General features: G+C 71.8%; 2 protein-coding genes. Both read right to left on the bottom strand.

Going from position 1 to position 2136, the window contains the following annotated elements:
• A partial coding sequence (locus G6028_RS17225) for an FAD-binding oxidoreductase (RefSeq protein WP_182659591.1) occupies window positions 1-1299 on the bottom strand: 1299 nt, incomplete at its 3' end.
• A 335-nt stretch (window positions 1300-1634) separates the two neighbouring features.
• The coding region (locus G6028_RS17220) for an OB-fold nucleic acid binding domain-containing protein (protein WP_241730858.1) at window positions 1635-2136 on the bottom strand (502 nt) is incomplete at its 5' end.

Here is a 2136-nt window from a genome sequence, read left to right as displayed (position 1 = left end):
GTTCAACTCCATCACGTCCTCGCCCAGCTGGGCGGGCAGCCACGGCGCCTTGAGGCGTCCCACGCCGTGTTCGCCGGTGATCGTCCCTCCCATCCCGATCGCCAGGTCCATCACCTCGCCGAACGCCGCCTGGGCCCGGTGAGCGCGGTCCGGGTCGTCGTCGGCCAGCACGATGATCGGGTGCGTGTTGCCGTCACCGGCGTGGGCGACCAGGGCGATCGGCACATCACGCCGGGCCGAGATCTCCTCGATCCCGGCGACCAGCTCGGGAAGCGCGGGCAACGGCACGCCGACGTCCTCGAGGAGCAGCGTCCCGGTCTTGCCCAGGCTGGTGAACGCGGCCCGACGCGCGACCGTGAACTGCTCCCCCTCCTCGGGATCGTCGGTCGCGAACACCTCGCTCGCGCCGTGGGTGCGGAACGCCTCGGCCATGAACTCCGTCTCGGCCGCGCGGTCGGGTCCGGTGAGGTCGGACTGGGCCAGCAGCATCGCACCGGCCGAGGTGTCCAGGCCCATCCTCAGGTCCGCCTCGACGGCCCGGATCGAGACGTTGTCCATGAACTCGAGCATCGCCGGGCGGATCCGGCGGGTGACGGCCAGGACGGCGTCGCTGCACGCCACCACGTCCGGGAAGATCCCCACCACGGTGGAACGGGGCGGCTGTTCGGGGATGAGCCGCACGATGATCTCGGTGACGATCCCCAACGTGCCCTCGCTCCCCACGAAGAGCTTGGTCAGGCTCAACCCGGCGGTGTCCTTGAGCCGCGCGCCGCCCAGTCGCACCGCGGTGCCGTCGGCCAACACCACCGTCATCCCGAGGACGTAGTCGGTCGTCACCCCGTACTTCACGCAGCACAGACCGCCGGCGTTGGTGGCGATGTTGCCGCCGATCGAGCAGATCTCGTACGACGAGGGGTCCGGCGGATACCAGAGTCCGTGCTCGGCGACGGCCCGCTTGACCTCGACGTTGAGCAGACCCGGCTGGACTGTCGCGGTGCGGGTGACCGGGTCGACGTCGATGTCGCGCATGAGCTCGGTGGACAACACGATGCCGCCCTCGACCGCCGTCGCTCCCCCGGACAGTCCCGAACCGGCCCCCCGCGGGACCACCGGCACGCCGTGCGCACTCGCCCAGCGCATGACCTCCTGCACGTCCTCGGTCGACCGCGCGCGCACCACGGCGAGCGGCATCCCCGGGTCCGGGGCCTTGGCCCAGTCCTGGCGGTATCCCTCGAGCACGTCCGCGTCCGTGAGCACGGAGGCGCTGTCGAGGCGGGCACGGAGGTCGTCCAGGATCATGACCCGAACCTACGACGAACCCTTGCGGGGGCGCATGTGGATGGACGGGGTCCCCGGCGATCAGCCCTCCCGAGGAACATCACGGCCACGAGAACCGCCGCCGCCCCCACCACGGGGGCGGTGTGTGAGACCCCGTCGAACACGGCCCGTGTGGTGTCGTCGTGGCGGTCGTACTCCTCATGGCCCCGGGGCTACCACCCGCCCTCGCGCCGGGACACCGCCGACAGGCTGGTGCAGTGGGCGCGCGGGGAGGACGTCCGCTACATCTGATTCCGGGTTCGGCCTGAACCCGGCCTCGGCTGAACCCGGATTCGGCCGGGGCCGGGTAGTGGTCATCACCTGAAGTCCCGGCTGCGGCCGATCGCCATCCCCAGGTGGAGGCGTTCTATCTTGTCCGCCACCACGCTCACCGCGCCCGAGCGGTTCTCCACGGTGCCGCGGACGATGAGCGCCGGGGCGGAGGAGACGATCGGGCGGTAGCGCGCCCACAGGCCCACCGAGCACACGACGTTGGTCATGCCCGTCTCATCCTCGAGGCTGAGGAAGGTCACCCCCTCGGCGGTGGCGGGCCGCTGACGGTGGGTGACCGCACCGGCGACCTCCACCCGGCTGCCGTCGGGGACGTGGGCGAGCCCGGCGGTGGTGCACACCCCCCGGGAGTCGAGCCACGGCCGGGCGTGGACCGTCGGGTACTCCTCGGGGCTGATCCCGGTGGCGGCCAGATCCGCGGAGGTGAGTTCCAGGACGCTCATCCCCGGCAGTGCCGGGGCGTCGACCTGGCTCAGCCCGGGCAACATCCCGGGCCGTTGCCGGGCCGCGGTGGCCGCCGACCACAGG

The organism is Dietzia cercidiphylli (assembly GCF_014145145.1).
Lineage (GTDB): Bacteria > Actinomycetota > Actinomycetes > Mycobacteriales > Mycobacteriaceae > Dietzia > Dietzia natronolimnaea.
This window is presented reverse-complemented; position numbering and strand designations above follow the sequence as displayed.